Origin of the sequence: Reichenbachiella sp. 5M10 (genome assembly GCF_002742335.1) — a bacterium.
Taxonomy (GTDB): Bacteria; Bacteroidota; Bacteroidia; order Cytophagales; family Cyclobacteriaceae; genus Reichenbachiella.
This window is the reverse complement of record NZ_MDGR01000007.1, coordinates 2,889,923-2,916,304: the sequence shown is the minus strand read 5'-3', so window position 1 is coordinate 2,916,304 and position 26,382 is coordinate 2,889,923. Positions and strand designations below refer to the sequence as shown.

Here is a 26,382-nt window from a genome sequence, read left to right as displayed (position 1 = left end):
ATTTTGTGTCAAATATTTCATTTAACCTTTGAATATGGCAACAGTAGGAGGAAATAAAATTGGTATGATATTCTATATCAAGCCATTGAGTTCAATTATTTTTAACTAAATATATATTCTAATGATAAAAGAAACTGTTGGGATAGTAGTGCTTTTAGTAGTCCTTTTTTCTTGTGAAACTGCCTCTGTTGACGATTTTTCAACTCCATGTAGAGACACGAACTGTGCTAATTACACTTCTCAGTCAGCAGCGCAAGCGGCGTTTAATGCGGATCCAGAGTGTAGAAATGATTTAGATGCTGATAATGATGGTATTGCATGTGAAGAACCTGGTAATAGCGTCAAAACTTGTGCAAGTACTTCAAATTGTGGTTGTTCCAATAAAAATAAAAGTCCCTGTCAAGCAGATTCTTGTTGTCAATGGATTGTGGGTGAAGGCTGCAAATGTTCTTAAAAACGAATGTTACAAATGATTAGTTTCGAAAGAAATCACCTTCTACTCTTAACCTCCGCTAAGGCCTAAAATAAAGAAGGGCGTTCGCTCATTATTGGTATTCTCTCCCTGTCGTGCACTGTGAGACTGGTTTGCAGTGATCCTAAATAACCTGAATTGGACGGTAGTGTAAAGTGAACTCTGTTGGGTTGTATGATTCATTCGGTTGATGATCTAAATCTAATGGTCATCTACCCTCCACATTTAATAGCTAATTGTAGTACGGTCAAGCCGCAGGTTGCAACTTTCTAAGAGTAGGGGAGCTCGCTCAATATCCCTGCCCGTACGGTAGATGAATGACATACCGATACCGCCATATTCTCTTTCTCAATCACCAAATAATCAACCGAATATTAGCCTGTTGCCTTGTCCAAATTCTTGCATTTTCAGCTCAAATATGACCTACTAAAAAGAGCCCGTTTTAGACCACCTGTGTTTGCGGTTTGAACCACGTGTGTTTGACGCGCCAACCACGTGTGATTGACACGCCAACCACACGTGGTTGAGCCTCCAAAGACGTGTGTTTGAAGCTCCGATCACACGTGGTTTGAAAAACCGCCCTCAGATCCGTCTAAACGTACATTTTTGAGATTGAAAAAGATGCTAAAGCAGCGGCGCATCGCATCAGGTTTACTTTTGGGAATCCCTCCGCTCTTGATCTCCGCTAAGACCTACAATAGAGGAGAGTGTCCGCTCGTTGTTGGTGTTTCCTTCCTGTCATGCCTATAGTCTTTTTGGGCGCACTATGAGACTTGACTCGAGCCTGCCATTGCCAAAATACCCACCGACCGAACTGCGGGGCAGGTCCGCGGGTGGGGGGTTATTTCCCGAAAGGGTCGTATAGGAAGTACCTAAACCCTACATGGAGTTGGTTGATGACTAGGCCGTTGGCGAAGTAGTTGTCGGGGTTGCTGACCGAGCGGAGGCCGTACTCGACGTGTTTCATGGGGATGTATTCGACATTGACTGTCCACTTGGGGTGTACGGGTACTTCGATCCCGAATCCACCGATGAAGCTGAACACCTCGGTGCTAAAACTGTCTCCTTTGGTTTTGAGGGTGGTGTCGAGGATGGTACCATCGTCATCCACGTCGTAGATGATGCCGTCATTGTCGATGCTGCTGTTGTAGGGGGAGATGTTTTGGTAGATGCCCTGGATGATGAGGTAGGGGTGGATCATCCCAAAGTGGTGTCCCAGAGCGAGGCGATAGCCGTGGTTGTAGTGGGCTGTGGTCTTGATGCGGAAGGCATCAAAATCATTGTCTAGGGTGACGTTTTGGTAGTTGTAGTAGTATTGGGCATCCAGTGTGAGGATGTTTTTTCCACTGGGAGCGTTGATGTTTTTTCGAAAGCCCAAGGAGAGGCCGACTCCATAGTCTCCGAGGGATTGTGAGAGGAAACCGTCGTTTTTGGATTGGGTGCTGTGCGAAAAGTCATACTGCCCGTCACTGCTTCGGACTTCTTCGTGGGTCATGTAGGTGTTGAAGCCCGTCCCGAAATAAAAGCCTTGTTGTGCTACGCTCACCAGCGGTATGGCCAGTGTGAGTACAAAAGTGAGGAACAATGACGTAGGTGTCAGGAGGTTTTTGATTGTTGCTTGCATGTTTTGGTTTTTGATTGTGTGCACAAATAAACCACCCTCCGTCGCATCATACTATCCCCAAAAGCCAGAGCCCTGCCCCAATCGGTCAATCATGCGATGACCGCAGCGATGGGGTGGGTTTAGGCACCGAGGATCTCCCGTGGCAACTGGCCGTGGTATTTTTTGAAGGCCTTCGAAAACTGGCTCAGGTTGCTGTAGCCGATGAGGTACCCCACTTCGGAGATGCTGTGTTGTTGTTGGAGGAGCATTTCTTTGGCTTTGTCGAGTTTGTACTGGAGGTGGTATTGGTAGGGTGTGATGCCAAAGACTTGTTTGAATAGCCCTTTGAATTTGGAGAGACTCATTCCTGCCGAGGAGGCCAGGGTCTCGTTGGACTGTGGCGTGTCCCAGTTTTGTTCTAGCGCGTGTCGTACGGCCATCAGTGCTTTGAGGTCTGTGGGGGCTATGGATTTGGACTGTGTATGGGCTCGGTTTTCGACTTTGTCAAAGAAGTGAGAGAGGATCTGTAGTACGCGGGCAAACAAATTGATCTTGCTGAATTGCTCTGGCTGGGCGCGGAAGCCTGCGATGGTCTGACTCAGGGTATAGTCGAGGTTTTCGAAGAGGTAGATCCCGACCTCTTGGGAGAGCAGGTGGCTCAGCGTACTGTTGTTTTCTTGGAGGTTGGTCTCAAACCACGCTTTCGAAAACGTAATGTTGAATACATGGATGGGCTGGTGCGTAGGGAGGCTCAGTTTGGCCTGTGTCATGGCGGAAGAGAGCAAAACACTCTGGTTGCTCAGTCCGAGTTGGTAGGAGTTGTGTTCGGTTTCTTTGAGGATGGTGGTTTGTGAGATATGAAAATTGACGATGAAGTGATCGTTGGATGAGGCAGGGACGCGATGGAGCTGGACGGGTTGGTTGAGCTGCACATCGATGTAGGTGACATAGAGGCCTGGCTGGATCTCAAATACCCTGATTGTACCACTGCCTACCTCAGGGAGCAGTGTAAGGGTATTGTCGGCCAAGGTAGAGGGCAACTGGCGATGGAGTGTTTCGATCCATTGTGTCGATTGGGTGAGTGTGTAGGTGATTGGGAGCACGAGTTAGGGGATTGATGGTATGATTTTGTTGTTGTATTGGCTTGGTTTTTCTTTGGGTGTATGTGTCTTTGTTTTGGAGCGATACGCTTTTCTGTAGGGGTTTCTTTACCAAGAGGTCGGTTTGTAGTCCTTGAGAAACTTGCCGCACCAGTGTTTGCCAGTGTTGATCCCATCGAATAGCGGATCGAGTACCCGCGCAGCACCGTCCACGATATCGAGTGGCGGCTGGAAGTCGTGCTCCTCTTCTTTCTTGCGTGCCAGTTCGGCGGGGTCCTCGTCGGTCACCCAGCCTGTATCCACGGCGTTGGTATAGATGCCGTACTTGGCAAAGTCCGAGGCGCAAGTCAGCGTCATCATGTTGAGGGCAGCCTTGGCCATGTTGGTATGGGGGTGACGGTCCTCTTTGTGAAACTGGTGAAACTTACCCTCCATCGCCGAGACGTTGATGATGTGCTTCATGCCTGTGTCGTCTTTTTTCATCAGGTTGACGAGGCGGTTGCAGAGCACGAAAGGCGCGACGGAGTTGACCAGCTGTACTTCTAGCATTTCGTTGGTGTGGATTTCGCCGAGTTTGAGTCGCCAGCTGTTGGTTTTGCGCAGATCGACTTGCTGGAGGTCTGCGTCCAGTTTTCCGTCAGGGAATACCTCTTCGGCAGTCAGTGAATTGTCGATGCTGTAGGGGATCTGTGACAGTTGTGCCGAGGCACTGAGTCCGATCCCGAGTTGTTTGCCGTGCCAAGTGACGGGTAGGTTTTTGCCTTGCCCTTCGGCAAAGCCTGCACTCAGCTGGCGCAGTTCGTCGAGGCACGCATCGTGATCACGCAGCAGCTCCTGAGCAAATGGAGGGAGCTCAGTGGTGCTGCGGCCTTCGTTGGGCATGAGGTGTTTGTAGAAGCCCGAGGGACGTCTCACCGTCTGAGCGGCATTGTTGATGAGGACATCCAGGCGGTCGTACTGTTGCTCGATGAAGTTGCAGAAGATCTCCACACTAGGGATGTGGCGCAGGTCTAGGCCGTGTATTTTGAGGCGGTGTCCCCACTGCTCAAAGTCGGGTTCTTTGGCATAGCGGAGTGCCGAGTCGACGGGAAATCTCGTCGTGGCGATCACCGTAGCACCTGCTCTGAGCATGAGCAGTGTGATGTGGTAGCCGATTTTGAGGCGTGAACCAGTCACGAGTGCGACCTGCCCAGTCATGTCCGCCGTCTGAAAACGCTTGGCATAGTTGAAATCTCCACAGCTCTTGCACATCGTGTCGTAGAAGTGGTGCAGTCGGTGGTACTCTTCCTTGCAGACGTAGCACTGGCGAGGAGAAGCGAGGAGGACTTCTTTTTCTGCTTCGGCCCCTGTGAGTGCGATCATGGTCGGTGCGACGAAGACGGATGCTTCACGTGCCGAGCGTATGCCTGTGGCATTGCGAGACTGTTTGTCCTGCGCAGCGATTTTCTTTTTGATGCGTTTCTTCGCTTCCTTCTTGCGTTGAGCGAGTTCTTCTTTGCTGGGGCGGGAGAGTAGGCCAGCGGCTTTGAGCAGAGAGAGGCGTTTGTCTTTGGGGATGTCAAAGATCTGGCTGGTGTCGCTGTTGAGTGATTCCAAAGCAGCGATGCACTGATCGATCTGTTCAGGACTTAATTTAGGAGTAGCTCCGTCTTCATTGGGAGGTGTGTTCCCCGTCTCACTTTGCGCTTTGGCCATGGTGTGTCTCTTTAGCCCGCAAAACTAGTGATTTGGCAATCAAGATGCGCTACGCCCTTTCTGAAATCAATGCGGGCGTCCGAATGAGGCAGTAGCGTCAGGGCTTTACGGTTTCTTGCATTAGGTCTTTGTTGCTCATCCCTCTTGCTCATTGTTAGCACCGAATGCAGGCTTTTTATGATTCATATTTTAACGTTTTGACACCTATATCAACATAGGCTTCATGGTTTCTTTACATATACTTTTTATTCGAATGGTATCATTGTGAGACACAAAACTCAACACATGAAAAAGTACCTATCGATGATTCTCTTGGGAATCATGGCGGCCTGTACGGGACCTACGTCTCACGAGTCTCAGGAGGTTTCGGCTGAAGAAGCCACTCCTAAAACAAGCATAAAAATCGCGTTTGGCTCGTGCAGCAACCAAAACAAACCTCAGCCTTTATGGGATGATATCCTAGCAGAGTCTCCCGATGTCTGGATATGGCTCGGTGACAATATCTATGGCGATACTGACAACATGGACACCATGCGCGCCAAGTACCAAAAACAAAAGATGCACCCTGGCTATCAGGCGCTGAGGGCTGCCACGACCGTGATCGGGACCTGGGACGACCATGATTTTGGCAAAAACAATGCAGGCAAGGAGTATGAAGCCAAAGTGGGGAGTCAGCAGGAATTGCTCGACTTTTTGGATGTGCCGGTCGATGACGTACGCAGAACCCGTGAAGGCGTCTATGGGACGTATACGCTAGGGGATTCGGCTATGCAGGTAAAAGTGCTGCTGTTGGATACGCGCTACTTCAGAGACGAGACGCCCTTGGTCAACGACACCATCGTGCCCAACCCCGAAGGAACTATCCTCGGTGAGGCACAGTGGGCGTGGCTCGAAAACGAACTGGCTCAGTCCACTGCAGATGTGCATTTGTTTGCCTCTGGGATACAGTTCTTGCCCGAGGAGCACATCTTCGAGAAGTGGGCCAATTTTCCTCAGGACAGAACCAAGATGCTCGAAATGCTCGTGAAGTATGAGGTGAAGAAGCCGATATTCCTCACCGGTGACCGACACATCGGAGAGATGTCCAAACTGGACTACAACGGACGCAAGGTCTACGACATCACCTCTAGCTCGCTGACGCATGGCTGGAGTGACGAGCGTCAGGAACCCAACCGGCACAGACAGGGGGATATCGTCTATGCACTCAACTACGGACTGATCGAAATCAATGGAGATGGCTCTGTCATGGGCTACTTGAAATCCGACTCGTCAGCCGTGATGGAAAAGCTAGACATTGTCTTCGAATAGGAGGGCAAAAGTTCATCTTCCCTTGCTTTTGATTCGTAAGGAAATGTAGCGTCCGTTCTCTCTATCAAGGGTCGACGGGTGCACAAATATTTATTCACTAAAAAAACCAATGACATGAAGAAGTTACTATTCCTAACAGGAGATTTTACAGAGGATTACGAAACGATGGTACCCTTTCAAATGCTAGAAATGGTCGGGTACGAGGTGCACACCGTGTGTCCAGACAAGAAGAAAGGCGATATCGTCAAGACGGCCATCCATGATTTCGAAGGAGATCAGACCTATACCGAGAAGCCTGGACACAACTTCGCGTTGAACTATGATTTTGATGCAGTCAGTACGTCGGACTATGAGGGACTGGTGATAGCGGGAGGTAGAGCACCAGAGTATCTTCGGCTCAACGACCGTGTGATCGAGATCGTCCAAGAGTTTTTCGAAGCGGACAAGCCCGTGGCGACCATCTGTCACGGGATACAAATACTCACTGCCGCAGGAGTGGTCTCGGGACGCAAGCTGACTGCCTATCCAGCGGTGGGGCCAGAGGTGACACTAGCAGGAGGGGAGTTTCAGGACATCCCTGTCGATGGAGCCTATGTCGATGGCAACCTCGTGACCTCACCTGCATGGCCCGCGCACCCTGCTTTCATCCGAGAGTTTCTGAAAGTGCTCGGTGCGAAGATCGAGATTTGATTCGACCTGTGAAGAAAATAGAGAGGCAGATAGATGAGTACCTACTTTTTTGGGTATGTTTGTTGGTCTTCAAACAAGAAGTAAATTGAAATCAATCCACACAAATATGAACAGAATATTGAAAATCGTAGTAGCTGTATGGTGTGCCGTACTGCTCAGTAATGTTTCACTTGCACAAGTGAAAAGTGACTACAACAAAGACGCTGACTTTTCTACATACAAGACTTACACGTTTGCCGGGTGGGAAAAGAAAAGTGACTCTACACTCAATGAATTTGACAAGAAGCGAATTTTGGATGCGTTGAAGGCAGAGTTTAGCGCGAGAGGCATGGAAGTGGTCAATACAGATGCCGATGCGGTGATTACCTTGTTTATAGTCGTGGATCAGAAATCAAGCACTACGGCCTATACCGATTACAATTCGGGTCTAGGGTATGGTGGTCGTGGCTGGGGTTGGGGCTATGGAGCAGGAGGAACTGCTACTACCACCTATAGTGAGAGTGATTACAAAGAAGGGACACTGGTCGTGGACATGTATGATGCGGACAACAAGGACTTGCTATGGCAAGGGGTGATGGTGACTACTGTCAACGAAAAACCAGCAAAGCGAGATAAAACGGTCCCAAAGAAGATCAAGAAATTGATGAAATCATATCCTGTAGCTGCGAGTAAGTAAGCCGCGCAAGGAAGCCAAATAGAAACTCCCCAAACCTGTCCAGTAGGATGTGTTTGGGGAGTTTTTTTATGTGATGACACGGGGTGTAGGCAAATGAGAGAGAAATTTTGGTAGGGAAGGGATCAAAGCACGAATCAGCACATTGGTCTGTCAATAATTTCTACCTTTGCAGGCAAAACAAAGAATAAACATGGCAACAGAATTAAATACAGAAGACCAGAAGTTTAGCTACGGTCTGGGTCAGAGTGTAGGGCAGAATTTTTCAAACGAGGGTTTCGGGGAAGCATTGGATCTTGATGCATTCATTGGAGGACTTTCGGATGCATTTGCAGGTGAGTGCGCTATTTCTCCGGAGGAGATCAACCAAGTGCTCCAAAAGAAGATCAGTGAGATCAAAGCAGGTGCTCACAAAGGAGTCAAAGAAGCTGGGGAGAAGTTCTTGAAAGAGAATGCTGCCAAAGCAGGAATCACGACGCTCGCGAGTGGTTTGCAATACGAAGTGATCGAATCAGGTGATGCGAGCGGTGCGAAACCTACCGCTGCGAGTCAAGTGACGACACACTACACAGGTCAGTTGATCGATGGCAAAGTGTTCGATAGCTCGGTACAGCGGGGCGAACCTGCTACGTTTCCCGTAGGAGGTGTGATCGCAGGGTGGACTGAGGCTTTGCAACTCATGGTGCCTGGTGACAAATGGAAATTGTACATTCCTTATGATTTGGCTTATGGCGAGCGCGGAGCAGGGCAAGATATCCCTCCTTTTGCGGCTTTGATTTTCGATATAGAGTTGATCTCTGTGTCGTAAGTCCCGTGGGATAGATGAAATACCAAAGGCTGTTCGGTTCGGACAGCCTTTTATTTTTGGTACTGTATTGAAAACTTCCCTAGTCGGCATCAAAAATACATTTTTGAGTGATTCTATTGGATATGATAACAGTACCTTTTTGTGCGCTAGCTGGTGTATGTTTTCATGAATTTTTGGAGCATAGCCTCAGACCCGAGGAGGATGAGGTAGTCGTCTTCGCCGATGAAAGTGTCTGCCGAAGGGCCTGGGATGAGTCCTTTGATGTTGTCCTTGACGCCCAGTACGATGACGCCAGTGGTAGATGGGATGTTGAGCTCACGTAGGGTTTTGTCCCGGTAGTTGGCTTTGAGTTGTGTGTAGCCCACTTCTTCGAGGTGATAGCTCGTCCCTGATACGCCATTGAGCAAATCAAGGAACTCGATCACGATGGGTTTGGTGACGAGCTGTGCCATGAACATGCCGCCTAGCCGGTCAGGCATGATTACTTTGTCTGCGCCAGCACGATAGAGTTTGTCTTCTGTTTCTACTTCGGAGGCACGGACGATGATTTTGATTTTTTCGTTGAGGTGCCTGGCGGTCAACGTGATGAATACGTTGGCAGCATCCGATGGAGTGGAAATGATGATGGACGAAGCTTTCTCAATCCCTATGCTTTTGAGGTTTTCATCTTTGGTGGCATCACCGATGAACCACTTCATGTGGTCCGGAATTTGGTCTTTGATCTCTGGATCTACATCGATGATGACAAATTTTTGTCCCATCTTCATGAGTTCTTCGCAGGCTTGGTTGCCGTTTCGCCCAAAGCCGCATACGATTACGTGTCCGGATAGTTTGCTGATTTCCATGCCTGATCTGTAGTTTTTGAGTATTGATTTTAGTTTCCCTTCGAAAAAATAACTGGACAAAACCGAGACGATGTAGGCGAACATCCCGAGGTTCAGTAGGATATATATGGAGGTGAAAATTCGGCCCGCTTGACTCAGCTCTTTGACTTCCGTGAACCCTACGGTGCCCACGGTGATGATGGTCATGTAGAGGGCATTGACAAAGCCCAAATCTTCGATGATCGTGAACCCCAACAGGCCGATTGTCATGCTCACCATGAATAGCACGACGGCAGTGATGAGGTTTTCCAGTTGTTGATTCATATATCTGATAGGCGCCCTATTGCTGAACTAATGGGTGAAATTCACCAATGTCAATGATAGCGATAATATGTGAAAATCGCACAGCGAGACAGAAGACTTGTTTCTAGGTTTTGAAGACTTGTGAAAAGTGGGCGTGGTGATTTGTCATGATCAAGATCATGTATCGTACTAGGACTGAGTCATTCATTGTATGCGGAGGTTTGACCAACTTAGGTCTCTAAAATAAGCACAACTCATAACCATAAAATGATGAAAGTCGCAAATAAAAAAACCACGAGTAAGTGGAAGGAGGAGCTGATGGAGAGCAATGCCAGACAAGCAAAGCAGACTACTCCACTTCCGAAGGATACGGTTCCCGCTTTGGTACTGAAAGCGCAAGATTATGATGAATTGATCCAATGGAAGCAGCATCGTGCAGACAAAAACCGTAGACAGAGCCGAATGTTCTTTTTTGTAGGGTTGGCGCTGGCATTGGCGGGGGTCAATTTGGCGTTTGAGTGGAAGGTGGAGGATCAGGCGATCGTCGAAGAATGGGTGCTCGAGCAAGCGGAGTTTGAGGAGGTCTTTGATATACCACAAACCAACCAACCGCCACCGCCACCTCCTGTGCTGACGATCCAACAACCCATAGTTGTCGAAGTGCCAGATGAGGTGGTGCTGGAAGAGGTCCATGTGGATATGGATGTAGAGGTCACGGAAGATATGGTGGTCGCGGAGATGGAGTTTGTAGTGGACGAAGAACCGGAAGAGGAAGTCGCCGAGGAGATTTTTTTGGTGGTGGAAGAGAAACCCGAGCCGGTAGGGGGGATTGCTGCTTTTTACCAATATGTGAGCGACAACATCAAGTACCCGCGAGAAGCAAGCGTCAACAATGTGCAGGGACGCGTATTTGTACAGTTTGTAGTCAACAAGCTCGGAGAGATCAGTGAAGTGACAGTAGTCAAAGGAATAGGAGGGGGCTGTGATGAAGAAGCCGCTCGGATCTTGGAGGAGGCTCCAGATTGGAAGCCTGGGAAGCAACGTGGGCAAGCCGTGAATGTACGGATGGTACTGCCCATTACATTTATGCTGGCGGGCCAGTGAGAGGTTTGAAGTAGGGAGCAGTCCGTATGGGACTGCTCCCTACTTTTTATTCAGGAAACTGAAAACTCTTGAGTATAGCCACTCCGGCCATTTGGCCACTTGCTACGGCATTGGCGACACTTCTGAGTGGAGTCGTACAATCACCCGAAGCATAGAGTCCCGGAATATTGGTCTGCTGCATGGAATCTACGAGGATCAATCCTTCGTCTGTCAATGTACAGCTCAGTTGTACTGCCAGATCCGTAGGGAGGGCATTGGGAGCATGGGCGTAGAGTACAGGGAGAGGCAAGTTGTCCCCGTTTTGATATTGGACGCTATGCAATTGGCCGTCGCGATGCTCAAATGCTGAAATGTGCTCTTCGATGACTGCTATGCCTGCTTGGGCAAGTGTAGCATGTTGCTCGATGGTGAGCGTGGAGGGACCGTTGGTGAGGATGCGCAAGTCAGTGGTCCAGTTGGCCAGGAGCTGTGCCATAAATGCCGCCCTGTCTCCATTGGCCAGTATGCCGGTGGGCTGGTTTTTGACTTCATAGCCGTGACAAAACGGGCAATGGATGATTGAAATCCCCCAGCAATCGGCAAACCCAGGGATTGGGAGCATTTGATCCTTGACCCCCATGGCGAGGAGGAGTTTGCTGCTGGTATAGTCGTGTCCACTGGCTGTACGGATCCTAAACACCTGGTCTTCGTGCTGCCCTCGAATCGCTCGATCATCCAGCCATGTGATGGTAGGATAGTTGAGGACCTGTTGTTTGGACAACTGGGAGATGTGCGCAGGAGTGCTTCCATCTTGAGTGAGGAAGTTGTGAGAATGTGGGGTTTGCCGATTGCAGGGCTCTCCACTGTCGATGAGTAGTACGGTTTTGAGGGAGCGACCGAGAGCCATCGCTGCTGATAGACCAGAGTAGCTGCCACCTATGATGATTGCGTCGTAGTGCTGGGGTGTATGCATGAGTTTTGATGTGTTGTGAGTGGCAAAGATGATTCAAAGCATCTTACTTGCAATATTGTTGCGTTAATGAAGTGGCTTTTGGTCTTTTGTACGACATGGATTTTCCACACTCTGTGCAGTCATCACCACAGAGTGTAGAACCATGTAGCAGGCCAGAGCGGACAAATAGCCTATTGGAGTACCATACGCTAGTCTGGCATGCTTTTTCGACACTACTAGGCATACCAAATAATAACAACTATGAAAACTATAAAATTCAAACATACAGCAGCATGGTCACTTGTTTCACTTGTAATGATCGCGGTGTTGACCTTTGCCTCTTGTTCAGAGAAAGCAAAAAGTGACAAAGAAGATAAAAACGAATTGGCAGACGATTTCAAGCAACAAAAAGAAGAGCTGGTTGAAAAATTGGAGACCATGGAAAACGATATCGATGATTCGATAGATGACCTCAAGGATAGAATGAACATCGATGAAGGTCCTGTAGAGCGAAACTTCGAAGAGGCGGTGGAAGAACTTGAAGCAACCAAAAAGGATGTGTCCAATGCATTGGCAGAAGTCAAAAGCTCAACCAAGGACAACTGGAACGCCGTGAAATCAGACGTGAGTAGAACCTACGACAACATGGCCAATGAGCTTGAGCAGACCAAAGCTGAAATCAAGAAGAAATTCGAAGAGATGAGCAACTCATAAAGATAGAATCCCCTTACATAGCAATAGTTGACAAAAGGCCACACAGTAGGTGTGGCCTTTTTCTGTTTGTACGCCCCTTCGTTGTACGTGAATTTTGGTGTGTCGATAGAGAGAAGTAAGTTTACCCAAATAGTCTCTTTAGCTTATGAAATCAATTTTGAATAGTCACGGTTTTTTAGCCATGGTTTTGGCCGGAGTCTTCATCAGTTGTCAAGAATCGAAGTGGGAGCCGCTCTTTGATGCGGACATGACACAGTGGGATACCTATCTCAGCTACAAGCATCAGTATGGTTATCAGGGAGCAGTGCCTCTAGACGAGGACAGTGTGGAGATTCCGCCGGTGGGACTCAACCCCGAAGGCTACGGTGTTTTCCAAATGGTTGAGCAAGATGGGGAACCCGTACTACAAGTCAGTGGTGAATACTACGGATGTGCGATCAGCAAAGTAGCGTATGACAACTATCACTTTAGGATACAGGTCAAATGGGGAGACAAGCAATGGCCACCAAGAGAGCATTTGCTCAAGGACGCCGGGATATTGTACCACTCCATTGGCGAACCTGGTGTGGAGTATTGGCGGAGCTGGATGTTGTCGCAGGAGTTTCAGATCATGGAGGGGCACATGGGAGACTATTGGAGTCAGGCCACTTCGGCCATTGACATCCGAGCATATATTCCAGAGGGAGTCATGAGTCCTGTAGCGGATGTGAGTCAGCCTTTTTTGCCCATGGGGCAGGGTCAAGAGAGCGGAGGCTACTGCATGCGTAGTGCCAATCATGAAGTAGCAGGAGAGTGGACGACTTTGGATTTGATATGCTTTGAAGACAAGAGTGTCCATATAGTCAATGGGCAGATCGTCATGGTGCTGCGTCACTCAAGGTACGAGAAGGATGGCCAGATGACCCCTCTGATCCGAGGCAAGATACAGCTCCAAAGTGAAGCGGCTGAAGTGTACTACAAAGGAGCGGAGATTCGACCATTGGAAGCCATGCCGCCAGCCTATGCTGCGTTATTTGATTGAGAGCAATGCATGAAAAACCCATCAAGAGATGCTCTCGATGGGTTAGTATTTTGTGCTCGTCAGTACGATTTATCTAGCCATGGCTGATGGAGCCATGTGGTTGTCTAGCGGTAGAGTAGCGATGGGTGTACGATCCTGCTCGACATATAGGTCGCCATGGTACTTGAGCGCATAGACGGATTTGTATTGGTCTGCATTCGCAAAATAGCGGTCCAGTTCTTCTCTAGTCTCTTCATTGACAAAGCCCATAAGAGGCTGTGCTACTTGAGGGAGTTGAGCGATCGATTTTTTGATCTTCGCATCCCATGCTTCGTAGTGTTTGTCAAAATCATCGAGTGCGATTTTTTTGCGACAGCACGATTCCCCACAGACCAATTCCATTTCTTGGTCGATGTTGAATATCCCGTATTCATCCGTGATCTGTTCGCCTGGGTGGATGTCTCGTATGGCGATCTCAAATCCATAGCCTGTACTGATGCTGTTGCAGTTGCAACAGTGGTTGACATACTTGGCAAAGTCCCAGCTTACGATTCTGTTGCCAGATTCGTCGATGTACGAGTATTTGTCAATGACTTCTCGCATTTCATGGTTGTGTTGTCGGTATTCATTGGGAGCGATGACCAGCTCCAAACTGTCTTTGACATACACGATCGTCCCCTCAGGGATGAGTTGAGTGGCGAATACCCCGTATCCCACCACATCGTTGATGAATTTTAGTTCTGTTTTAGGATGAATCATTGAAAAATCATTCAAAATAAATTGGATGAATTTATCGAAAAATATGGGTTTTGGTTGTCCTTTGGGGGATTTATTTTGTCTTGTAGGGTAGGAAAAATTAGGGGCGATTTTTTCGAGCCACTGGTAGACTAAACCAGACGGTGCTCCCCTGTCCAAGTTTGCTATCGATCCAGATTCCTCCCTTGTTTCTGGTGACAAAATCCTTGCACAGTTTCAGGCCCAAGCCAAAACCTTTTTCGTTTTCTACTCCGGTAGTACTGGTTAGTATTTTTAAACTAAATACTTGCTCAATGATTTCTTGACTCATGCCTATACCGGAGTCCTTGACACCTATTGATAGGTAGTGTTCTGGTCCTTCTTGAGCGATGAATTCAATAGTGCCTCCCTTCGGGGTGAACTTCAGGGCATTGGATAGTAAGTTGCGCAGCACCGTGAGGGTCATGTCATAGTCTGCGTAGACTGAGGATGTTGGACGGAGCGAATTGATGAGCGTGATGTTTTTGGCTTCTGCTTTGAGCGTATAGAAGTTGATGCATTCTTCGGCCATCGATTCGAGTGAGAGTTGCCGTGGCGCGTAGGTCATGAGTCCCGAATTGGCACTGGCCCATTCGAGGAGACTATCGAGCAAGTTGTAGGTGAGTTTGGCATTTTTGAAGGCAGAAGTAATGAGTGTGTTGCGGCTCGTTTCGTCGTATTTGTATTGTTCGTCGTGGATGAGGTCTCCCAGTTGGAGTAGATTGCTCAGAGGGCCACGGAGGTCATGGGCAATGATGGAGTAAAACTTGTCTTTGCTTTGATTGAGGTACTGGAGTTGTAGGTTGTCTTGCTCTTTGAGTATCAATAGCAAGGCAATCGACATGGGGGAGGATACCAGAAAGAGAAGGATATAACTGATGACCTGTACATGGGAGTCGGTCAGGAGGGCGATAGAGGTGTCTGCGGAGAGGGCCCAAAACGATCGAAAGACAAAAAATAAGGCAACGAGGAAGTAAGCCAGTCCGATGATTTTTTGGATGCGGGTATTGTGACGTCCAAGTAGGATATTGATACCTCCTCCGAGAAAGTAGATCGCGACTATCGCCGAGCCGATCAAAACACGGATGTGAGAGGGGTGTCCTGCAAATACAAAAAAGAAGAGGCTGATTCCGACAGGGATGATATTGAGCCTGAGGAAATGCTTGAGGTCGAAGGTTTGCTTGGCGTAGCTGATGCAGTAGATCTCAAAGAAGAGGGAGAAAATCAATAGTATATTGGCGAGCACAATGGAATAGTCGTGGTGGATAGTCCCACGTAAGGCAAAGAACATCCACTGGATCGTCGCAAGAGTTTTGGCACAAATGAAGAGAAGTAGGATAGGAGTACGGTCCCCATAGAGTAGCGTGTATGCTGCAAAAAACAGGAGTGCAATGAAATTGCCAGCCGAAAACAAGAGAAACAACGTTTTGACGTCAATATCCATACTATATCTTTAGTGAGATAATTAGATAATGTTCCAAAACTGATTGAGCGAGGTTAAGTAAGGCTGGCTTGATCAATACCTAACCTCGCTCAATATAGATAATTCGCCGAATACTTGAAACAAGTCGTTTCAAATAAGCTCATCATCGCCGATGATTTAGGCGAACTCTTTGAACAGTGCGATCCCGTTGTGCCCTCCAAAACCGAAGGTGTTGCTCATGGCTACTTTTACTTCTTTTTCGCGGGCTTCTCGGATGACGATATCGAGATCATCTCCGATTACAGGGTCGATCGATTCGGTGTTGATAGTTGGCGGGATGATGTTGTGTGTGATGCTGTGGATCGATAGGATTGCTTCTACGACTCCAGCCGCTCCGAGCAAGTGGCCTGTCATGGATTTGGTGCCACTGATGGATGCGTTGTTGTCGTGTCCATCCATCAAGCGACGGATGGCTTGCGGCTCACTGATGTCGCCTACCGGGGTAGAGGTAGAGTGGGTGTTGATGTAGTCTACTTCGGAGGGGGTGATCTTTCCTTCGTTTAGTGCCAGTTTCATGGCTTGATATGCGCCCAACCCTTCGGGGTGAGTGGCAGTCATATGGTAGGCATCATTGGTCATTGATGCGCCGACGAGTTCTGCATAGATGTGTGCGCCACGAGCTTTGGCATGGTCATAGTCTTCGAGTACAAGTGCTCCGCCACCTTCTCCCATCACGAATCCGTCACGGTCAGGGTCGTAGGGTCGAGAAGCTGTTTCAGGGGAGTCGTTTCTGGTAGAGAGAGCTTTCATGGCGCTGAACCCGCCAATAGACGCCTCGGTCACGGGAGCCTCTGATCCGCCAGTGACAATGATCTTGGCTTTGCCGAGTTTGATGTAGTTCATGGCATCCATGATGGAGGTGTTGGAGGTGGCGCAGGCCGATACCGTGGAGAAGTTGATGCCCATGAATCCATAGCGAAGAGCGATCATACCTCCCGCCATGTTGCCAAGCATCTTTGGTATGAGGAAGGGATTGAATTTAGGCTCGAAACCGTTGGTAGTATAGTTTTGGACTTCCTTTTCCAAGGTTTCCAGTCCGCCTTGTCCAGTGCCCCATACGACTCCTACATCAAAGGGGTCCATGGCTGAAAAATCAAATCCAGAGTCTTCGATGGCTTGAATCGCCGCGTCAATTCCGTATTGGGAGTAGAGGTCAGTACGTTTGATTTCGTTGCGATCGAGGCGTAGTTTGGGATCAAAATTTTTGACTTCACAGGCAAATTGGGTTTTGAACTTCTCAGGGTTGAACCGTGTGATTTTGGCTGCTCCACTGGTGCCTTTTACGGCGTTTTCCCAAAAAGTCTTGACATCATTACCTAGGGGAGTGACGGCTCCCATTCCTGTTACTACTACTCTTTTTTCTGACATGCTTATTGTATTTGATTCAGCGGTTGGTTGATGAATTTGGCCGCAAACATAGCCACACTTTTAAAAAGTTTTGGATTCGAGATTTGAAATCTCCACCTAGGTAGGGGATAGATGTTGCGTGAGTGCTTGGTTTTCTTTGGGTGGGTATCGGCCGGGTTGGAGGATCAAAACATCGGTAAAATTCCTAATTGTTGGAGATTTCGCAGGATTCTGTGCGATTGATGGATAGCCTTGCTAAGTTTGCGCCTCAAATTAGAAAAATCGAAAAACATCATGTTTGAATTGATTAAGAACAAAACCAAGAATGCCAAGAATGATATTTTGTCCGGAATCACGGTTGCTTTGGCTCTCGTGCCTGAGGCTGTAGCATTTGCTTTCGTGGCGGACATTGATCCTTTGATTGGGTTGTACGGTGCGTTTATGGTAGGGCTGGTCACAGCATTGTTTGGCGGTAGACCCGGGATGATCTCAGGTGCTACAGGAGCACTCGCTGTGGTGATGGTGTCTCTGGTCAAGGAAGGCAATGATATGATGCCGGGAGTCGAGAGCGCAGGAGTTCAGTATTTGTTTGCGACCTTGGTGGTCATGGGATTGCTGCAGATGGCTGCTGGTGTATTCAAACTCGGCAAGTTTGTGCGTTTGATTCCGCATCCTGTGATGCTTGGTTTTGTCAATGGCTTGGCCATTGTAATCTTTCTGTCTCAGTTGGGGATGTTCAAGATGGGAGGCGAATGGCTCCCTACGTCAGATTTGATGACCATGCTGGGCTTGGTAGCGGTGACTATGGGTATCATGTTTGGATTGCCTAAGCTCACTTCGAAGGTGCCCGCAGGGTTGGTTGCCATTGTAGCGGTATCCTTGATTGTCATTTTTGGAGGTATTGATACTGCTACTGTACAGTCGTTTGTGCAGGCGAGTGGAGGAGAAGGGATCAAGGGTGGTTTGCCGTCGTTTATGATTCCGCAGATTCCACTGACCTGGGAGACTTTGGTGTTTATCTTTCCTTATGCGCTGATCCTAGCGGCGATTGGTTTGATTGAGTCATTGATGACATTGACACTCATCGATGAGATCACAGAGACACGTGGTAGTAGCAACAGGGAGTGTATTGCTCAAGGTGGCGCGAATATATTGAATGGTTTTTTTGGAGGGATGGGAGGCTGTGCCATGATTGGGCAGTCTATGATCAATGTCAACTCGGGAGGGAGAGGTCGCCTCTCAGGTGTCGTGGCAGCTTTGATGCTGTTGTCATTCATTTTGTTTTTGTCTCCATACATTGAGCAGATCCCAATTGCGGCATTGGTGGGGGTCATGTTTATGGTAGTGATTGGTACTTTTGCTTGGTCGAGTTTTAGAATCCTGCACAAAATCCCATTGGCGGATGCCTTTGTATTGGTCTTGGTATCTGGAGTGACCGTGATCTTCGATTTGGCTATTGCGGTCGTATGTGGTGTGATTGTATCTGCCTTGGTCTTTGCATGGCAAAATGCAACTAAGATCCGTGCACGCAAAACCATCAAAGAGGATGGTACCAAAGTGTATGAAATTTGGGGACCATTGTTTTTTGGATCTGTGACAGGGTTCAATTCCAAGTTTACCCTTAGCGAAGATCCGGACAAGGTGGAGATTGATTTCATCGATTCGAAAGTTTCCGACCATTCGGGAGTAGAAGCCATTCAAAATATAGTAAACAAGTACGAAGAGGCAGGGAAGTCACTGAAGCTGAAACATCTCAGCCCTGATTGTAAAAACATATTGATGAAAGCCAATCCGAAATTTGAAGAGATCATCCTCTCAGATGTGGATGACCCAAGATACTATGTGATGGCCGAAGGAGTTGGTATCCAAGGATAATAGAAAATGAGTATTGTGAGACAAGGCGTGTTGCCTTTGTCGAAAAAAAGAAACCCCATCCTTGACAAAAGGATGGGGTTTCTTTTTTGGGTAACCATTTCTCTAGGGGATGTCTTTTTTCTCTATTAGAATTTGTTCGTCGGTGGGGTTGAGCTGTAGCGCCTCGATGATTAGGTTGAGTGTGGGTCTGCTTAGTGATAGGAAGATCATAGCCCCAACGTAGGCCATGATGAAAAAACCACTGCCTGTGAGGTAGAGCATGACAGTACTCAGACCACTGATGCCTGTGAACACAGCGAATCGCTTGAAAAGGCAGTTGTAGAATGCCAAGAGTTTGGGGCGAAGGCCTTCGACCTGCCTAGCGGCCTCTTTTTCTGCTTTGAAGGTGTGCTGTGACCATCGGATCAATAGCGCAATGATCAATAGGAGAGGCAGGGTGATCACCCAAAGCTGCCACGAACTGATGGGTAAGCTTTCTAGTCTACCGCTGTGCTTTTCCAGTACCAAGTAGCCAAACGGCAAGAGGGTGATTGCAACGCTGAGGTTGAAGACGGTGTAGATCTTGTTGTAGTATTCTTCGCCGTTTTTGAATTGGATAGTCAAGATACGTCTAGTTGTTTTCTGCCAAACGCTGTTTATCGATCTCCTCAAGCTCTTTTCGGACTTGAACCATCCTGTCTGGAAAGTCCGTGATGATGCCATCAACTCCCATGTTGAGCATTTTGATCATGTCTTCACGCTCGTTGACTACATAGGTGAATACTTTGTATCCCCGTGCTTTGAAACGAAACAATCTGCGCTGGGAAAGCGTGGTGAAGTGTGGGTTGAGGGTGCCAAAAAACTCATGCTTGTTGCGGTGATCCGTGAAGGTCTTGGCGTTGATGTAGAAAGCCAGTAGGTGGGTTTCATCTTCACCCATCATGATTTTCTTGAGTTGAATGGTAGAATCAGCCTCATAGGCTTCTTCAAGATAGGCTTCATCATAGGCCTGTACGACAGCCCAGTCTTTGGCTCCTTTTTCTTCGATGATTTCGACCACACGTTTAGCGAACCCGTCGTAGTATTCATGACCTTTTGATTTGATGTCAATGACGCATTCCATTTTGCCATGTATGAGGTCAAGCGTCTCTTGGAGTGTAGGTATTCTCTCTCCACGGTACTGTTCGTGATCACCAAACCACGATCCTGCATCGAGCTTTTTTACCTCTTCGAGTGTCATTTTGTGGATTTTCCCGGTTCCATTGGTGGTGCGATCTACGTCTTCGTCGTGAAAGACCACCACTTCTCCATCAAGGGTGTAGTGCACATCTATCTCTACCATGTCTGCCCCCATGTCCATGGCTTTTTGAAAGGCCGCCAAGGTGTTTTCTGGAGCGACCCCAGAGGCACCTTTGTGTCCGACGATGGTGAAGTTTCTTTTTTTGATGTCATTGATGTCATCACTCACGATGTATCGCTGATAGAACCACGGTTCGTACAACCACATCAAGGCGAGAAATAACATCATGGGAAGGGCATACCAGATAAAATTGCGACTGTTCATATGTTGCTTTAGATAGATTCAACTATTCGGGCTTAAAAATACAACAAGTATCTAAACTTAAAAAATACATTATTGCAGTCTATGGTGACCTTGAGAGTGCGTAGCTTTTATTAATTTGCCAAGACTCTGAACCTCAGCCTTAGGGAGTGTTTTGGGGTTTATACTGAGCTTATGAAGAGAACGAAAAGAATATGTCTAGGATGGATACTGATCTTGTCCATTTTGGCGGAGATGGGCTGTGAGGATCGATCCGTCACGAAGTCTGACCTAGCAATCATCGATGCACCGAGTGCAATTGGTACGCAAGAAAATCCGCAACTGAGACTGGAATACGAATTGAGGCAGCTTGTGAACCCGGTGACACACGCTATTCCTGCTTTGATTCATCATGATGAAATATCCTATGCACAGCGCCAGTGGGTCAAGCATAGAGCGAGTGCGCGTGTCAATCAGAGCGAATGGAAACCTCTCGGACCAACCAATGTTGGAGGACGTACGAGAGCTTTGGCTATCGACGTGACAGACGAAAATATACTGCTGGCGGGAGGAGTGTCTGGAGGGATGTATCGCTCTACCAATCGTGGCAACAATTGGACACGTACTACGAGTCCTTCTGCGCTCAATAGTGTGACTTGTCTAGTACAAGACAAACGTAGTGGGCACGAGAAGGAGTGGTATTACGGTACCGGCGAACTACGAGGCAATTCGTCACGCTCGATTGGTGCGCCGCTGAGAGGTGACGGAATATATCGATCAGTGGATGGAGGAGTATCTTGGGACATCTTACCGTCCACATCCAACGATCGTCCAGAGGATTTTGAGAGTCCATTCAATTATGTGTGGAGCATTGCCATCGATCCTGAAGGAGTCATCTATGCGGCACTCTATGGTTGTATTGTGCGTTCTGAGGATCAGGGGGCTTCTTGGGAGGTCGTGCTAGGGCCAGATTTGCTTCACCCAGAGTCTCTCACCCCGCCCATAGAAGATCTCAACGATTCCGGAGCACCCTTTTATACGAATGTAATGATTACCCCTTCTGGGAAAATTTATGCCACGCTCAGTTCGTTCACTGCGCTAGGTTATCACACGAGATATGCCGGGTACTATGTCTATGATCCGGCGACCGATACTTGGGATTCTATCACGCCAGCAGATCTACCCTTGGTGCATCATCGTACGGTCATGGCTTTTGCACCAAGCAACGAAGATGCACTATATTTTTTGACGGACGGAGACCAACTGTCCCTGTGGAAATACAATCAAAATCGATGGTTGGATCGATCCATCAATCTCCCTGGAGTGAGTGATACCCTGCCAGCACTGGATACCCAGGACGGTTACAACCTGATCGTACGAGTACATCCTACAGACGAGGATGTGGTATACATCGGCGGGACCAACCTGTACCGCTCAGACAACGGTTTTCGGGGACCTAATAGTGCGTGGATTGGAGGGTATGATCCAGAGGGGTCTGGGGGGACCAAGTACCCCAATCACCATCCAGATCAACACGAACTTTTGTTTTTTTCGTCCAATCCCAATCAGATGCTCAGTGCCAACGATGGAGGCGTGCGTTATACATCGGACAATCTCTCCAATACACCCGATTGGTCGGTGCTCAATAACGGCTATGTGTCGTCGCAGTTTTATACGATAGCGCTCAGTCGAGACGTGGGGAGTCTGCGTGCCATCGGAGGTATGCAGGACAATGGTACTTATATGAAAACCCTCGGAAATGCCAATACACCGTGGACGGAAATCCTCGGAGGTGATGGTTCCTATGCTGCGACGACCCCTGGCGAAGTATACTGGTACGCGTCTTTTCAGCAGGGGCAGACTTTTCGGCTTTCACTCAATGCCCAAAACAATTTGACGTCTTTTGCGGAGGTAGATCCTGTCGGAGGAGAAAATTACCTATTCATCAATCCTTTTGTACTCGATCCAAACAATTACAACCGCATGTATATGGCCGGTGGGTCAGTCGTCTGGCGAAACAACAACCTGTCGCAAATTCCGGCAGGGGTGCAAGAACCAACTAGTGTCAATTGGGAGAAGATTGAGAGTACGGAGTTGCCGTTTCCTAGTGTGTCTGCCATGGACGTGTCGACTTCTCCAGCCAATGTACTGTACTTTGGGACGACGCTAGGGACGGTGTTTAAGACGATTGCAGCGCATACTGATACGGCGGAAACGTTTTTCGTCTACCAGCAGGTAGTCACGGATGAGGACGGAGAGCGTGTCAGTGGCAATATATCCAGTGTCGCCATCGACCCATTGGATGCCGATCGGATGATGTTTACATATTCCAACTATTATTTCCCGAGTGTGTTTTTTACTTCGGATGGTGGTCAGACAGTGGTAGATGTGAGTGGCAACCTCGAAGAGCATGCAGATGGTCGTGGGGGAGGGCCCAGTGTGCGATGGTGCGAGATCATCCCTTTGGCAGACGGCGAGTACAAGTATTTTGCTGCCACGAGTGTGGGGCTGTATAGCACCACGGAGCTGGATGGTAGTGCTACCTTATGGGTACAGGAGGCTCACGAGAGTATCGGCAATTCCGTCATTCGGATGACTGACTACCGCTCCTCGGATGGTACGTTCATCGTCGCGACGCATGGCAATGGCACCTTCGAAACCACGATAGATGATTATCTCAACTATGATGAGAAGAAAGATCCAGTGGAGAAATTGACAGTCATCAATGCCTATCCAAATCCATTTGATACGGAAATCACGGTGCGTTGTGAGATCCCCGAAAGCGGTAGAGTACGGGTGCAGGTGCTCAATAGTACAGGTCAGATTGTACGGACGCTGCTCGATGCGGAGCAGTTGGCAGGGGAGGTGTCTGTGAGCTGGGACGGGAGTAACTCTGGAGGTGCTGAGGTAGATGATGGGTTGTATTTTTATCGGATCAACTATGGGTCGTCAGTTAGAACCGGAAAAATGATCTATCTGCGATAAAAGGTTATGCTATACCCAACTTTTTGGCTGTGCTGCGTATAGCCATGTTTTCACATATCATTCTAAATGCCCCATGCCTTCACGTAACTTTCTTCTCTATGCTGTCCCCGCGCTGATCTGGGGTTCTACCTGGTTTGTGATCACTTTTCAGCTCGGGGTGGTCGATCCACTGCTCTCTGTCGTATACCGGTATGTCATAGCAGGTTCGCTGATGATGCTGTTTTGTGTGGTGCGTCAATTGCCTATGCGCTTCACGCTGCGACAGCACGGATTTATGGCTTTGCAGGGAGCCTTCCTTTTTGGGATCAACTACTGGTTAGCCTACAAAGCGGAAGAGTACATTCCTAGCGGACTAATGGCGGTAGCTTTTTCTACGATCGTATTTGCCAACTCCATTTTTGGCTTTTTTCTGATGGGTAAACCTATCAATCGTGGTGTGATGGTGGGGGCACTCCTTGGGCTGTCTGGTACAGCGATGATATTTAGCAAGGAGTTCTTTTCGATGGCGTATTCGAATCAGATCTTGCTTGGATCTGGGATTGCGATGGGCTCAGTCTTGCTTGCCTCGCTAGGCAATATCGCCTCAGCCAAAAACTCTGCCTCGGGTATTCCTGTCATTCAGGCCAATGCCTACGGGATGATGTATGGTGCGCTGATGATGGCCCTGCTGGCCTTGGCATTGGGCAAAGAATTTACTTTCGAATGGACCCACGAATATGTACTGTCCCTGTTGTATCTGTCCATCTTCGGGTCCATCACCGCCTTTGGATTTTATCTGACTCTAGTCGGCAAGATCGGTGCGGACAAGGCGGCCTACGCTCTCGTAGTGATCCCGATCATTTCGATATTGCTCTCGACACTCTTCGAAGGTTATGAGTTGACAGGGTATACATGGGGAGGTGTCTTGTTGATTGTACTGGGCAATGTCTTCGCATTGCGTAAGAAAAAGGTTGAGGCAGCTTAGTGAGTTCTTGATGGTTTGTCTGACAGGTTAGGGACAACGGCTAGTGTATATTGTACGAGGAGTTGTTTAGCTAATGGTTTTACCTAGGAGCGACTCAGTGGAAACACTCAATTGTCGGTGATTTGAGATAATTAAGAGGTGTTGATAAGGGAAAGAAGGAGGATATACCTTCCTTTGCTTCCCCAACTCTAAAGATGTTGTTCGAATATCGAGTGGTATTTGGAGCAACCCTGACTAGATGTTCTAATTAATGTGCGTGATTTATGAAAAGTGTTTATACCATTGTTTTTGTCATTGCTTTCTACTTGTTGGGGGTGTCAGCATCTGCCCAAAGAATATCTGTGGCTGATGGCAATTGGGCTACAGGTGTGACTTGGGGTGGTACTGCTCCAGGATATAGTATCGGAGAAAATGTGACAATTGATTCCTATGTGATTTCTGACGAAACGGTCACGCTTACAGGCAATAATAAGACGCTGTCTGTGATTGATACTTTGATCATTAGAGGGAGCTTGATTTTTACGGCCAATAGTGGTGCAGCGATCAATATTGGTCCCAACAATGTTTTGATTATCATGGAAAATCTCGATTTGGGTAAGAATAATGCCGGGGCAAATATCGAGGCAGGTGGAGTATTGGTTGTGAAAGGGGATATAACTGCTTCGGGTACCAATGGGGAATTTACAGGAGATGGGAAAGTGTACACGGATGGAACTACCGATGGTGTGACCAACAATGGATCACAGCCAGAAGGGGATATAGATGATTTGAGTGACGATAGTTTTGGTACTATTGAGGATTTTGTAAGAAATGGAGGAGAGGGCTCACTACCTGTAGAGTTACTCTACTTTAGAGCAGTTTGGGATCAGAGTTCAGGATCTGCTGTGCTCTCATGGGCTACAGCTACTGAAATGTTCAACGACTATTTCTCTGTGGAACGTTCGGAGGATGGGGTAAACTACGAAGAAATTGCTAGCGTAGCTGGACATGGCAATTCGAACGCCAAAATCGAATATGCCTATAGTGATCAAACCGTCCAATCTACCACGAACTACTATCGATTGAAGCAAGTGGATTTTGATGGTGGGTTCGAGTACTTTGATCAAATCAGACTGTCAATTCCAAGCTATTTTGAAACAGCGATTAATCTATATCCATCGATCGTGAGGGACGGTAGTATGACACTGGAGGCAAATCAAGAGGTGTTGATTCAGGATGCTCATATTTTTTCTTTGAACGGAGAAAAGTCTCAAAATTTCCAGCTAAACCCTATTGGCTATAGCTCATACCGATTGGATATACAAGGTATGACTCAAGGGGTTTATTTTTTAAGTATCACCACGGATCAAGGAGAGGTGATGACGAAGAGGTTTGTAATCACTCAGTGATTCAGATCTGCACTATTTTATAAATTCTCGTCGAGTCACTGCGGAAGTTTGCTGATCGACTCATACAACTTGTTGATTATGTCTTTGTTTTCTTTCTCCCCTTTTTTTAAATGGTTTCTGGAGTGTGATATTCGTACTTGGGTACTTGCTTTTCTACTGTCTTTCTTTGAGGTTGATGAGTTTGGAGAGAGGGAGGTTGGTTTTGAGTAGTCGGGTGTATTTTGTATCGGTGGGATACCGACGCCTGGAAGTCATGTTGTTGACCACTAGCCCTACGACTAGCAGAATCATAGTCCCAGAAAAGACAGGATACAATACATACCAATAACCAAGCGAGGTGATGCTCTCGGTACCGATGACGGCTATGAGTGCCGTAGCTCCACCGGGAGGGTGTAGCGTTTTGGTGATTTGCATCAGTACGATGGACAGTGATACTGCCAGTGGCGCAGCGATGAGGAGGTGGTGAGGTAGGATGGTGTGGATGGTCACACCGATCACCGCAGAGACCAGATGTCCACCGACGAGGTTGCGAGGTTGAGCGAGTGGACTTTGGATCGCACCGTACACGAGTACACTTGACGCACCAAAGGAACCAATCAAAAAGATGTTGTCAGCGGTCGGGAGATAGCTGTTTTGGATGTAGCCAATCAGTCCTATCCCTACGAAGGAGCCTATGAAAGACCACAAGTGTTCTTTGAAGTCCACGAGGGTCTCCTTGTAGAAGATGTAGCGTACAATTCGGAGATTGCGATGGGGTTTGTTGTTTGTCATGTATGTTGTCCTCAAAAATCGAGTCGCAAAGCAAGGGGGTTCGGCTAAAAC

General features: G+C 47.9%; 23 protein-coding genes. 12 read left to right on the top strand and 11 right to left on the bottom strand.

The window, feature by feature from the left end; all coding sequences use genetic code 11:
• Positions 1–121: 121 nt before the first annotated feature.
• Complete coding sequence (locus BFP72_RS19005; RefSeq protein ID WP_143520048.1) at positions 122–454, top strand: excalibur calcium-binding domain-containing protein; 333 nt, start codon at positions 122–124, stop codon at positions 452–454.
• Between the two features lie 859 nt (positions 455–1,313).
• Here BFP72_RS19005 and BFP72_RS11660 read toward each other — a convergent pair.
• The 3 genes from BFP72_RS11660 to BFP72_RS11650 form a co-directional block, all read right to left on the bottom strand.
• The gene (locus BFP72_RS11660; protein WP_073119680.1) at positions 1,314–2,096 is read right to left on the bottom strand and encodes a hypothetical protein; all 783 of its coding nucleotides are present in this window, start codon (positions 2,094–2,096) and stop codon (positions 1,314–1,316) included.
• 119 nt (positions 2,097–2,215) lie between these two features.
• A complete protein-coding gene (locus BFP72_RS11655) occupies positions 2,216–3,178 on the bottom strand; it encodes a helix-turn-helix transcriptional regulator (protein ID WP_099599304.1) in 963 nt (320 codons plus the stop codon).
• A gap of 105 nt (positions 3,179–3,283) precedes the next feature.
• Positions 3,284–4,870 carry an SDR family NAD(P)-dependent oxidoreductase gene (locus BFP72_RS11650; protein WP_099599303.1) on the bottom strand — a complete coding sequence of 529 codons (1,587 nt, stop codon included), beginning with the start codon at positions 4,868–4,870 and terminating at the stop codon, positions 3,284–3,286.
• Between the two features lie 285 nt (positions 4,871–5,155).
• Here BFP72_RS11650 and BFP72_RS11645 point away from each other — a divergent pair, with 285 nt between their 5' ends.
• The 4 genes from BFP72_RS11645 to BFP72_RS11630 all read left to right on the top strand — a co-directional run bounded on the left by BFP72_RS11645 (position 5,156) and on the right by BFP72_RS11630 (position 8,349).
• The gene (locus tag BFP72_RS11645) at positions 5,156–6,178 is read left to right on the top strand and encodes an alkaline phosphatase D family protein (protein WP_099599302.1); all 1,023 of its coding nucleotides are present in this window, start codon (positions 5,156–5,158) and stop codon (positions 6,176–6,178) included.
• A 114-nt stretch (positions 6,179–6,292) separates the two neighbouring features.
• Positions 6,293–6,868, top strand: coding sequence for a DJ-1/PfpI family protein (locus BFP72_RS11640; RefSeq protein WP_099599301.1), 576 nt, complete (start codon positions 6,293–6,295; stop codon positions 6,866–6,868).
• Between the two features lie 106 nt (positions 6,869–6,974).
• Positions 6,975–7,544 carry a DUF4136 domain-containing protein gene (locus tag BFP72_RS11635; RefSeq protein ID WP_099599300.1) on the top strand — a complete coding sequence of 190 codons (570 nt, stop codon included), beginning with the start codon at positions 6,975–6,977 and terminating at the stop codon, positions 7,542–7,544.
• A 190-nt stretch (positions 7,545–7,734) separates the two neighbouring features.
• Positions 7,735–8,349 carry an FKBP-type peptidyl-prolyl cis-trans isomerase gene (locus BFP72_RS11630; protein WP_099599299.1) on the top strand — a complete coding sequence of 205 codons (615 nt, stop codon included), beginning with the start codon at positions 7,735–7,737 and terminating at the stop codon, positions 8,347–8,349.
• 146 nt (positions 8,350–8,495) lie between these two features.
• Here BFP72_RS11630 and BFP72_RS11625 read toward each other — a convergent pair whose 3' ends face one another.
• Positions 8,496–9,497 (bottom strand): TrkA family potassium uptake protein, encoded by a 1,002-nt coding sequence (locus tag BFP72_RS11625; RefSeq protein ID WP_099599298.1) that lies wholly within the window; start codon positions 9,495–9,497, stop codon positions 8,496–8,498.
• A gap of 246 nt (positions 9,498–9,743) precedes the next feature.
• Here BFP72_RS11625 and BFP72_RS11620 point away from each other — a divergent pair, with 246 nt between their 5' ends.
• Positions 9,744–10,580 carry an energy transducer TonB gene (locus tag BFP72_RS11620; RefSeq protein WP_255397199.1) on the top strand — a complete coding sequence of 279 codons (837 nt, stop codon included), beginning with the start codon at positions 9,744–9,746 and terminating at the stop codon, positions 10,578–10,580.
• 46 nt (positions 10,581–10,626) lie between these two features.
• On the opposite strand, the gene BFP72_RS11615 is transcribed toward BFP72_RS11620, so the two are convergent.
• Positions 10,627–11,532, bottom strand: a complete 906-nt coding sequence (locus BFP72_RS11615; protein ID WP_099599297.1) for an NAD(P)/FAD-dependent oxidoreductase — start codon at positions 11,530–11,532, stop codon at positions 10,627–10,629.
• Positions 11,533–11,772: 240 nt separating this feature from the next.
• Between BFP72_RS11615 and BFP72_RS11610 the strand changes: the two genes are divergently transcribed.
• Both BFP72_RS11610 and BFP72_RS11605 read left to right on the top strand, forming a co-directional pair.
• The gene (locus BFP72_RS11610) at positions 11,773–12,225 is read left to right on the top strand and encodes a hypothetical protein (RefSeq protein ID WP_099599296.1); all 453 of its coding nucleotides are present in this window, start codon (positions 11,773–11,775) and stop codon (positions 12,223–12,225) included.
• Between the two features lie 145 nt (positions 12,226–12,370).
• Positions 12,371–13,246, top strand: a complete 876-nt coding sequence (locus tag BFP72_RS11605; protein ID WP_099599295.1) for a DUF1080 domain-containing protein — start codon at positions 12,371–12,373, stop codon at positions 13,244–13,246.
• 69 nt (positions 13,247–13,315) lie between these two features.
• Here the strand turns inward: BFP72_RS11605 and BFP72_RS11600 are convergent, their stop codons facing one another.
• From BFP72_RS11600 to fabF, 3 genes are all read right to left on the bottom strand, one after another.
• Positions 13,316–13,984, bottom strand: a complete 669-nt coding sequence (locus BFP72_RS11600; RefSeq protein WP_099599294.1) for an SET domain-containing protein — start codon at positions 13,982–13,984, stop codon at positions 13,316–13,318.
• 97 nt (positions 13,985–14,081) lie between these two features.
• Positions 14,082–15,443, bottom strand: a complete 1,362-nt coding sequence (locus BFP72_RS11595) for a sensor histidine kinase KdpD (protein WP_099599293.1) — start codon at positions 15,441–15,443, stop codon at positions 14,082–14,084.
• A 156-nt stretch (positions 15,444–15,599) separates the two neighbouring features.
• Positions 15,600–16,850 carry a beta-ketoacyl-ACP synthase II gene (gene fabF / locus BFP72_RS11590; RefSeq protein WP_099599292.1) on the bottom strand — a complete coding sequence of 417 codons (1,251 nt, stop codon included), beginning with the start codon at positions 16,848–16,850 and terminating at the stop codon, positions 15,600–15,602.
• 273 nt (positions 16,851–17,123) lie between these two features.
• Between fabF and BFP72_RS11585 the strand changes: the two genes are divergently transcribed.
• Entirely contained in the window at positions 17,124–18,704 is a 1,581-nt protein-coding gene (locus tag BFP72_RS11585) for a SulP family inorganic anion transporter (RefSeq protein ID WP_099600766.1), read from the top strand.
• Positions 18,705–18,806: 102 nt separating this feature from the next.
• On the opposite strand, the gene BFP72_RS11580 is transcribed toward BFP72_RS11585, so the two are convergent.
• Entirely contained in the window at positions 18,807–19,307 is a 501-nt protein-coding gene (locus BFP72_RS11580; RefSeq protein ID WP_099599291.1) for a hypothetical protein, read from the bottom strand.
• Between the two features lie 7 nt (positions 19,308–19,314).
• Positions 19,315–20,211 carry a glycerophosphodiester phosphodiesterase family protein gene (locus BFP72_RS11575; RefSeq protein WP_221406510.1) on the bottom strand — a complete coding sequence of 299 codons (897 nt, stop codon included), beginning with the start codon at positions 20,209–20,211 and terminating at the stop codon, positions 19,315–19,317.
• Positions 20,212–20,418: 207 nt separating this feature from the next.
• On the opposite strand from BFP72_RS11575, the gene BFP72_RS11570 reads away from it, so the two are divergent.
• The 3 genes from BFP72_RS11570 (at position 20,419) to BFP72_RS11560 (ending at position 25,560) form a co-directional block, all read left to right on the top strand.
• Positions 20,419–23,208, top strand: coding sequence for a FlgD immunoglobulin-like domain containing protein (locus BFP72_RS11570; RefSeq protein WP_099599289.1), 2,790 nt, complete (start codon positions 20,419–20,421; stop codon positions 23,206–23,208).
• Between the two features lie 73 nt (positions 23,209–23,281).
• Positions 23,282–24,172 (top strand): DMT family transporter, encoded by an 891-nt coding sequence (locus tag BFP72_RS11565; RefSeq protein ID WP_099599288.1) that lies wholly within the window; start codon positions 23,282–23,284, stop codon positions 24,170–24,172.
• Positions 24,173–24,435: 263 nt separating this feature from the next.
• Positions 24,436–25,560, top strand: coding sequence for a T9SS type A sorting domain-containing protein (locus BFP72_RS11560; RefSeq protein ID WP_099599287.1), 1,125 nt, complete (start codon positions 24,436–24,438; stop codon positions 25,558–25,560).
• Positions 25,561–25,713: 153 nt separating this feature from the next.
• Here the strand turns inward: BFP72_RS11560 and BFP72_RS11555 are convergent, their stop codons facing one another.
• A complete protein-coding gene (locus BFP72_RS11555) occupies positions 25,714–26,331 on the bottom strand; it encodes an HPP family protein (protein ID WP_099599286.1) in 618 nt (205 codons plus the stop codon).
• Positions 26,332–26,382 lie beyond the last annotated feature (51 nt).

Bases quoted from the DNA above. Each gene is read 5' to 3' on its own strand.
- BFP72_RS11595 (WP_099599293.1), bottom strand. From the start codon at position 15,443: ATGGATATTGACGTCAAAACGTTGTTTCTCTTGTTTTCGGCTGGCAAT.
- BFP72_RS11615 (WP_099599297.1), bottom strand. From the start codon at position 11,532: ATGCATACACCCCAGCACTACGACGCAATCATCATAGGTGGCAGCTAC.
- BFP72_RS11660 (WP_073119680.1), bottom strand. From the start codon at position 2,096: ATGCAAGCAACAATCAAAAACCTCCTGACACCTACGTCATTGTTCCTC.
- BFP72_RS11620 (WP_255397199.1), top strand. From the start codon at position 9,744: ATGATGAAAGTCGCAAATAAAAAAACCACGAGTAAGTGGAAGGAGGAG.
- BFP72_RS11605 (WP_099599295.1), top strand. From the start codon at position 12,371: ATGAAATCAATTTTGAATAGTCACGGTTTTTTAGCCATGGTTTTGGCC.
- BFP72_RS11640 (WP_099599301.1), top strand. From the start codon at position 6,293: ATGAAGAAGTTACTATTCCTAACAGGAGATTTTACAGAGGATTACGAA.
- BFP72_RS11645 (WP_099599302.1), top strand. From the start codon at position 5,156: ATGAAAAAGTACCTATCGATGATTCTCTTGGGAATCATGGCGGCCTGT.
- BFP72_RS11635 (WP_099599300.1), top strand. From the start codon at position 6,975: ATGAACAGAATATTGAAAATCGTAGTAGCTGTATGGTGTGCCGTACTG.
- BFP72_RS11570 (WP_099599289.1), top strand. From the start codon at position 20,419: ATGAAGAGAACGAAAAGAATATGTCTAGGATGGATACTGATCTTGTCC.
- BFP72_RS11600 (WP_099599294.1), bottom strand. From the start codon at position 13,984: ATGATTCATCCTAAAACAGAACTAAAATTCATCAACGATGTGGTGGGA.
- fabF (WP_099599292.1), bottom strand. From the start codon at position 16,850: ATGTCAGAAAAAAGAGTAGTAGTAACAGGAATGGGAGCCGTCACTCCC.
- BFP72_RS11575 (WP_221406510.1), bottom strand. From the start codon at position 20,211: ATGATGTTATTTCTCGCCTTGATGTGGTTGTACGAACCGTGGTTCTAT.
- BFP72_RS11650 (WP_099599303.1), bottom strand. From the start codon at position 4,870: ATGGCCAAAGCGCAAAGTGAGACGGGGAACACACCTCCCAATGAAGAC.
- BFP72_RS11560 (WP_099599287.1), top strand. From the start codon at position 24,436: ATGAAAAGTGTTTATACCATTGTTTTTGTCATTGCTTTCTACTTGTTG.
- BFP72_RS11610 (WP_099599296.1), top strand. From the start codon at position 11,773: ATGAAAACTATAAAATTCAAACATACAGCAGCATGGTCACTTGTTTCA.
- BFP72_RS11625 (WP_099599298.1), bottom strand. From the start codon at position 9,497: ATGAATCAACAACTGGAAAACCTCATCACTGCCGTCGTGCTATTCATG.
- BFP72_RS11555 (WP_099599286.1), bottom strand. From the start codon at position 26,331: ATGACAAACAACAAACCCCATCGCAATCTCCGAATTGTACGCTACATC.
- BFP72_RS11630 (WP_099599299.1), top strand. From the start codon at position 7,735: ATGGCAACAGAATTAAATACAGAAGACCAGAAGTTTAGCTACGGTCTG.
- BFP72_RS11585 (WP_099600766.1), top strand. From the start codon at position 17,124: ATGTTTGAATTGATTAAGAACAAAACCAAGAATGCCAAGAATGATATT.
- BFP72_RS11565 (WP_099599288.1), top strand. From the start codon at position 23,282: ATGCCTTCACGTAACTTTCTTCTCTATGCTGTCCCCGCGCTGATCTGG.
- BFP72_RS19005 (WP_143520048.1), top strand. From the start codon at position 122: ATGATAAAAGAAACTGTTGGGATAGTAGTGCTTTTAGTAGTCCTTTTT.